Origin of the sequence: Thiocapsa sp. (genome assembly GCF_011390875.1) — a bacterium.
Classification (GTDB): domain Bacteria; phylum Pseudomonadota; class Gammaproteobacteria; order Chromatiales; family Chromatiaceae; genus Thiocapsa.
The window spans coordinates 1-6,850 of sequence record NZ_JAABRP010000235.1; the positions used below are offsets into that span (position 1 = coordinate 1).

The following is a 6,850-nucleotide window of genomic DNA, read 5'->3' on the forward strand; positions in this document are numbered from 1 at the left end:
GGACAAATAAACCGAAAACGACGAAGGGCAGCGAGCGGATCAGGTCGCGCCACAATGCCTGCACTCCGGCCCGGGCCGGACGGTAGTCCCAGACCGACGGCAGGATGACCTCCGTCTGATTGACCACGGCGACGACGTCCTGGGTGTTGCGCGCCAGATCGCCGGCCCACTTTTTCAATTTGTCCGTATCGGTTTGACCGGTCAGAAAGACGACGCCCTCCTCGACCCTTACGCGTGGATCGATAAACCAACCAGTGGCCTCCAGGACGCTCTGGAGACGCTGGCGGATGTCTTCATCGCCCGCGACCGGCTGGACGTCCACCTTCGCGGGTGCGCGTGAGTCTTCTTCCAAGGCGGAGCCGACTGTGCTCCCGGGTTGGTCGCGCGGATCGGGCAGTCCCTGTGCGCCGAGCGTCCCGCTCGGTGCACCGCAGAGCGCGCAAAGCAACAGCGCCAGCCGCAGGGGCGGGACTGATCGGTCGCCGATCGGATCAGCCGAGGTCGTCAAGCCCCGGTGACGCAGGCTTGCGCTTGTTTCATTCATGCGGGCTCCTCGGGACGGTGCCTCGGCACTGTTGACGGAGTGGCCGATCAACTTGTCATGACTGTAGACCGGCTCTTCGGGATGTTCGGTACGTTACCGCACATTCGCCCAGCCACGAACGCATTCGACACCGGCAGTTGCGGGCCGATAGCGGGGGAGCTCGGCGGCACCCGACTCGCGTCTGACTTCAGGGTATCCCGTAATGTGCGACACCGTACCGACCATTTCTTCCGTGCCTGGCTGTGGCTGACCACGGGGACGGTCACGCGCGAATGGGTCGCTATTTCATCTACATTTCTTCTACTGCTTCGATCTCCTGCACTTCGCCGGCGTGGATCTGCGAGGTTCACCCTATTCGGATCGGAGCCGCCTGCGAGTGTCGCGCCGCGGGCCGGTAGCACCGAGGTCGACGCCATCATGCAGCAGCTCGACACCGGGAAAGCGACCTTTACGCTCGCGGTCGGCCCGCATCGCATCCGGCTCACCAACCCCGATTGCGTGTACTGACCCGCCGACGCGGCGCTCCGGCAGCCGACGCTCACCAAGCGGGACCCCTGGTGCGCTACTTCGCGCAGGTGTTGCCCTGCATCCTGCCGCACCTCGCAGACCGTCCGCTCACCATGATCCGGATGCCGGAGGGAATACTCGGCCAGCGTTTCTTCCAGAAACACTGGGAGCAGGAACGCCCCGACTTCGTCGAGACGATCACCGTCTTCTCGGGGCACAAGGACGAGCGTCACAACTACATCGTCTGCAACAACCTGCCGACGCTGCTGTGGCTCGCGCAGTCGGGCACGCTCGAATTCCACGTCTGGCACTCGCGCGCGAAGCCGGGTCCCGACGCCACGAGCACGAGCATCGACTATGCAAGCTCGCTCGCCGCGATGGAGGCGTCGGTGCTCAACTATCCGGACCACGTGATTTTCGACATCGATCCGTACATCTATTCCGGAAAAGAGGCTCAGGGCGCCGCGCAGGAGCTCAACACCGTCGCCTTCGAGAAGGGCAAGGAGGTCGCGTTTTGGTTGCGCGAGCTCCTGCTCGGCATGTCCCTCGACTCCATCGTCAAGATCTCCGGCAAAACCGGTCTGCATGTCTTCGTGCCGACTCGGCGCACGCTGGATTTCGACGCCGCCCGCCACGTCTCCGAGCTCGTCGGACGCCATTTGATGCGAAACCACCCGAAGGACATCACGATGGAGTGGAGCGTGTCCAAGCGCACCGCCAAGATCGGGTTCGCCGGCTATCGGGCCCTCTTCGACAGCTGGCGACGCGACGCACGCGCAAGTCGAAGCCGTCAAAGCCGGTCCCTTGGGTGCAACGTAACCGAAAACCTCGTAGATAGTGAACGCTGAGCTCCCGCTGCCGCACCGGCTGCTCAGGAAACGCCTTGTCCAGCAGTAATGCTTCGCCCTCTGTCACGTGTAATGGCCCTGCTCAAGTTCTCCCCGCCTCCGCCCACTGTCATGGCCGGTTCATGTTCTCGCCGATGCCGCGCATCATGCGAGCAAACGACAAGGCGCAATAGCGCAACGGTCCATAAATAAATAAAGACTATGTGTGCCTCCGCACCGAGCGGGCTCCTCCTCAGGTGTAAGGTGCGTTCTATGACATGGAATGTATCGTTCCATGTTCAGGTAACGACACACCACCGTAACTGGAGAGACTCATGAATAAAGAAAAAGTGAAAGGCCACATCGAAGAAACCAAAGGCAAGGTAAAGGAAGTCGCCGGTAAGGTCGCCGACAACAAGGCAATGGATAAAGAAGGCACGACCCAGAAGCACGCAGGCAAGAACAAGGCCGATGCCGGTGATAAGAAGAAATCCGCGAAGTCGACGAGTACGCCCAAGGCTCAGGAAGCTACGGCCCTATTGCGTCGTGACCACAAGGTCGTGAGTGATCTTTTTGACAAGTATGAGAAGACAAACGTCAAGTCCAAGAAGAAGAGCCTGGTGTCACAGATCTGCGCTGATCTTACGATTCATGCGCAGATCGAAGAGGAAATCTTCTATCCAGCCGTGAAGGCCGCCCTCAAGGATAAGGAACTGGTGCCGGAGGCGATTGTCGAGCACGCCACGCTCAAGGATTTGATCGCGGAAGTGGAGGGCGTGGAGCCGGATGGCGAGACCTTCGATGCGAAGATAAAAGTGCTGTCAGAATATGTGAAAAATCACGTCAAGGAAGAGCAGAACGAGATGTTTCCCAGGGCGACAGCCTCGAAGCTGGACATGATGGAGCTTGGCGCCCAAATCGCGTCACGCAAAGAGGAGCTTGTCGCGGAACGCTCGCGCAGAGCGTAACTGTCGTTATCTTACGTTATCTTAAGTCGCGCTCCGGCGACTAGGACGGCACACCTGCCGGCGGTTGCCGGCAGATGTTGATGAAATCAACGACTCTAAGTCCCTTAATCGGGGCTCGATACATTCCATGTCGACGTCACCATTACCTGATGCACCTTGCCTGCTTTCGCGCCTACGAATCGACGTCTCCATTGGCGCATTCTTCAACTCCACCACTCAAAGGTTGAACATCATGTCTTATGTCCAGACGATTCCCAATAACGACATCCAGAACGCCCCGCTCATCGCCGATAAGCGCGTTGACCAGGAGCAATCCAATCTCAGCGCCGTGGCCTGGGGTGCCGTCCTCGCGGGCGCGGCTACGGCTGCTTCGCTATGGATGATACTGATGATCCTGGGGGCTGGCCTCGGCCTGTCATCCATACCGCAATGGCTGAACGCGGATATTACGGCCGGTACCATCGGTGCCACCACCATCGGCTGGATGGTCTTCAGCACGATCGCCGCCTCGGGCATGGGCGGCTATATTGCCGGGCGCATGCGCACCCGCTGGGTGGGTGTGTCGAGGGACGAGGTCTGGTTCCGCGATACTGCCCATGGTTTTCTCGCTTGGGCAGTTTCGGCTCTAGTCACCGCCACCCTCTTGACTGCGTTGATCGGGTCTGTCGTCAGTGATGGGATAAAGGCGGGTGCTGCGTATGCCGAATCCGCGCCCGCGGCCGAATCGATGATGGCCGATCAGACTGTCCCGAGCCAGAGCCGGCTCGGGGCATCGGATCTGAATGAACGCGCTATGGCGGAGCAGGCCCGCAAGGCGGCTGCCACCGCAGCCATCTGGCTTTTCATCTCTCTGCTGTCCGGCGCGTTCCTCGCCAGTGTGATGGCCATCTTCGGCGGCCGGCAGCGCGACGAATAAGTATTGGTGATTACACGTTCCGGGCCTTGTTCGTAACACGGGCCATCGTGCGCCGTGGCGTTCACCGCCACGGGGAATGCGGGTAGACGGTCTAATGAAAAGCGCCCGCTCACCGCACGCAAACGCCGCGCTATTTTATGATCCTTACTGGAGTGCAACATGCGATCATTGCTTCTTTTCTTTCTCGGAATTCCGATTCCGATCATCATCCTCATCGCAATTTTCATGCGTTAGTTCCGGTCGCGGCCCTATGCCTCAACGAAGGGTAAGATCCTTTATTCAATCGTATCGGCGATTCGGCTTGAACAAGGCCAGGCCGATGGTTTTGAAACAGAAAGACTTCGTGACATGCAAGGAGGAGCGGCGAATTGAAGTTTGTCTGCCTGTTGGTGCTCCGCGGTTAGCCTACGATCAACAGGCAGGCTGGAACTACAGCGTACTCGGATGCCCCCCAGGGCTCCTTTTAACCGAAACGAGGAGATGACGACATGCAGATTGAAAATACTGAAGGACAATGGGGCATTGTTCAGCAGACCCTACATTGGATTGTCGTTCTTGCGGTTGCGGTCCAACTCATCATCGGATTGAACCTCTGGCGCATGACTCCGAACGACCCGCAGTGGGAAAGCTTTCTACCGATTCATACGGGAATAGGCTTGACAATCCTTGCATTGATGGTTTTCAGGCTATACTGGCGTCGGAAACACCCCGTCCCTAAGCTGCCCGATACGCTGACGCCCGCTGAGAAGGCGCTGGCACATGCCACGCACTATGGTCTCTATGGGCTGCTCATCGCAATGCCGATCGTCGGCTATATTCTCGTGAGTTCGCACGGCCAGCCGGTTCCTTTCTTTAATGCTCAGCTTCCCGCCGTGATCGGCGAAAATGAAACGCTCCAATACTCCTTGAGGGGCATGCATATCCTCGGAGCGATGACGCTCGTCTTGCTTCTGGCCATGCATGTCTTTGCGGCCTTGCGTCATGCCTGGACGCTCAGAGACGGCGTGATGGAGAGAATGGTACCGTTCGCGAATCGTGAGGGCAGGGAACTCTCCGGATCCGAGGAGAGGGGCAAGCAATTGCAATCGGGCAGAGATGCCTAGCTCGGGTTTGGCCACCCTGGACCAGACCGAGCCCGTGGTTCTGGAGACGGATGCTCCTTCAGCGTCGTGTACAGTGGGAATGGCTCCGCCGAGTCGAGCCTTACGGGGATCAGGGTTTCTGCCCGACATTCCCGCAAAGGGTCTGACGGTGCTGCGTCCGGAAACCGATAACGCACGGACCTATTGAGCTCCCGGCTTAGCAGCAGAGCTTCGAGAGGGTCGTCGGGGTAAGGGTGTGCCGTCGGATCCTGGAATCTTGCGATGCCTGGTAACACGATGCGCCGCGACTTCTCTATTCTCCGCGGGCAATGCTGGTAATTTTCAGGGCGATCTCCTCGGGCGAGAGAACGAAATCGATACAACCGCTTGCCATGGCGCTCTCAGGCATGTCTGGTTGCAAGGCTGTTTCGAGCGTCTGAGCGATGGTGGTTCCCCCCACGTCCTTGATCCCACAGAGTGCGGCAGCTCCATCGCCATCGTAGCCGGAAACGATGACGGCGATCAGCTTGCCCTTCCAATGCTCGGTGAGTGACCGCAGAAAAACCGTGATCACGTCAGGCCATCCCCTCGGTTTCGAGATCGGCTTGAGACGAAACTCCTCAGCGAAAATATGCAAATCACGCTTTTCCGGGATGATGAACACATGGTTCGGCTGAATGAGCAATCGCTCAGAGATCAACTCAACAGGCATCGTTGTGTAATTGGGAAGGATCTCGTGGAGATGCGTGGCGACGGTTCTGAGGTGATTCACGATAACGATCGCAACCCCCATGTCGCTCGGCAGGTGCCGGAGTAATCGGGTGTAGGCATCGAGACCGCCGGCCGACCCGCCCACACAAACGATCGGAAAATCAGTATCAGAAGTCTTGGTTTTCATTAAGAAGGTCAGATACGTAGCCGAGCTTTGGATATTGGACCAGACCGTTTCAGATTCAACGCCATCCATCAGTACAGGCTGCGACTCGTCGAAGCTCGTTCGGGCACTGATGTGAGCGGCGCGTACGGCTACATGCGTTATGCCTCTTATCGTATGACAATCGGAATCTAGGATGTTCGTTATCGAGAAATGCTGCGACGGTTTGTAGGACTGATAAATGCCGGCGGCCAGTGTAGCCGGAACGTTGGCCACGGCCTAGAGGACGACCGGCGGTAACCGATGGCGCATGCCGTCTGACGCGCGAGATTTTCATCGCTTATGTGCGATGGCGCACCGACGCCTCGTTTCTACGCGGGTCACAGTTCCCTGAACGGAACTTTCCGGGCCCTTTCTCCTATCGCGTCGGCGTGCGAATTCGGGGGTAAACGCACCGGTCGCGGCACCCGCGCTTTACCTGATAGGCGAGCTCGCCGGGAATTTCCCGCACCAAAGCAACGAAATGAGGATGGCGCGACAATGACGAACAACTCCTACGCGATTGCCCTTGTTCTCTCATTTGTAACGCCGCTCGCCGCGACGACCGCGGCCGCCGGAGATCTTGGCGTCAGTATCGCCCAACAGGGTACGGCGAAAGGCGTGGCTCCCTGCATGACCTGTCACGGTGCAGATGGCGGTGGTATGGCCGCCACCGGTTATCCACGGATTGCGGGCCTGGATCCCGACTACATGGTCAAGCAGATCGGAGATTTTCGCGCCGGCAAGCGCAACAATCCCCTCATGGTCCCCATGTCGATGAACCTGACGGAGGATGAGATCGGCGCGGTTTCGGCCTACTACGCGGCGATGCCGATACCTGTAACAGCGGCGCAGCCGCTGGACGATGCGGTCACAAAGGCGGCAGTGGATATGGCGCTTTGGGGCGATTGGACCGGGCGTGGACTACCGGGCTGTAGTCAGTGTCACGCCCCGGACGGCAACGGGATCGGGTCTCACTTTCCCGGCATCGCGAACCAGCCCGCCAGCTATATCAAAGCCCAGCTCCAAGCATGGAAGACCGGGGATCAATGACCCCCTCGGCCTGATGAAGGCCGTCGCCGCGCGTCTGAGC

At 58.9% G+C, this 6,850-nt stretch carries 7 protein-coding genes; 5 read left to right on the forward strand and 2 right to left on the reverse strand.

Annotated elements, in window-relative coordinates; genetic code table 11:
- Nucleotides 1-544: BON domain-containing protein (locus tag GPT33_RS15925; RefSeq protein ID WP_296810771.1), on the reverse strand; the 544-nt coding region annotated here is incomplete at its 3' end.
- A gap of 557 nt (nucleotides 545-1,101) precedes the next feature.
- Here GPT33_RS15925 and GPT33_RS15930 point away from each other — a divergent pair.
- The 4 genes from GPT33_RS15930 to GPT33_RS15945 all read left to right on the forward strand — a co-directional run bounded on the left by GPT33_RS15930 (nucleotide 1,102) and on the right by GPT33_RS15945 (nucleotide 4,865).
- The gene (locus GPT33_RS15930) at nucleotides 1,102-1,899 is read left to right on the forward strand and encodes a hypothetical protein (protein WP_296810773.1); all 798 of its coding nucleotides are present in this window, start codon (nucleotides 1,102-1,104) and stop codon (nucleotides 1,897-1,899) included.
- Nucleotides 1,900-2,213: 314 nt separating this feature from the next.
- Complete coding sequence (locus tag GPT33_RS15935; protein ID WP_296810776.1) at nucleotides 2,214-2,846, forward strand: hemerythrin domain-containing protein; 633 nt, start codon at nucleotides 2,214-2,216, stop codon at nucleotides 2,844-2,846.
- Between the two features lie 127 nt (nucleotides 2,847-2,973).
- The gene (locus tag GPT33_RS15940) at nucleotides 2,974-3,762 is read left to right on the forward strand and encodes a hypothetical protein (RefSeq protein ID WP_296810778.1); all 789 of its coding nucleotides are present in this window, start codon (nucleotides 2,974-2,976) and stop codon (nucleotides 3,760-3,762) included.
- Between the two features lie 488 nt (nucleotides 3,763-4,250).
- A complete protein-coding gene (locus GPT33_RS15945) occupies nucleotides 4,251-4,865 on the forward strand; it encodes a cytochrome b (protein ID WP_296810781.1) in 615 nt (204 codons plus the stop codon).
- 292 nt (nucleotides 4,866-5,157) lie between these two features.
- Here GPT33_RS15945 and GPT33_RS15950 read toward each other — a convergent pair whose 3' ends face one another.
- Nucleotides 5,158-5,994 carry a chemotaxis protein CheB gene (locus GPT33_RS15950; protein WP_296810784.1) on the reverse strand — a complete coding sequence of 279 codons (837 nt, stop codon included), beginning with the start codon at nucleotides 5,992-5,994 and terminating at the stop codon, nucleotides 5,158-5,160.
- Between the two features lie 264 nt (nucleotides 5,995-6,258).
- Here GPT33_RS15950 and GPT33_RS15955 point away from each other — a divergent pair, with 264 nt between their 5' ends.
- Complete coding sequence (locus GPT33_RS15955; protein ID WP_296810787.1) at nucleotides 6,259-6,810, forward strand: c-type cytochrome; 552 nt, start codon at nucleotides 6,259-6,261, stop codon at nucleotides 6,808-6,810.
- Nucleotides 6,811-6,850 lie beyond the last annotated feature (40 nt).

Excerpts from the sequence above, each read along its gene's own strand:
- GPT33_RS15955 (WP_296810787.1), top strand. The coding sequence starts at position 6,259 with ATGACGAACAACTCCTACGCGATTGCCCTTGTTCTCTCATTTGTAACG.
- GPT33_RS15935 (WP_296810776.1), top strand. The coding sequence starts at position 2,214 with ATGAATAAAGAAAAAGTGAAAGGCCACATCGAAGAAACCAAAGGCAAG.
- GPT33_RS15940 (WP_296810778.1), top strand. The coding sequence starts at position 2,974 with ATGTCGACGTCACCATTACCTGATGCACCTTGCCTGCTTTCGCGCCTA.
- GPT33_RS15945 (WP_296810781.1), top strand. The coding sequence starts at position 4,251 with ATGCAGATTGAAAATACTGAAGGACAATGGGGCATTGTTCAGCAGACC.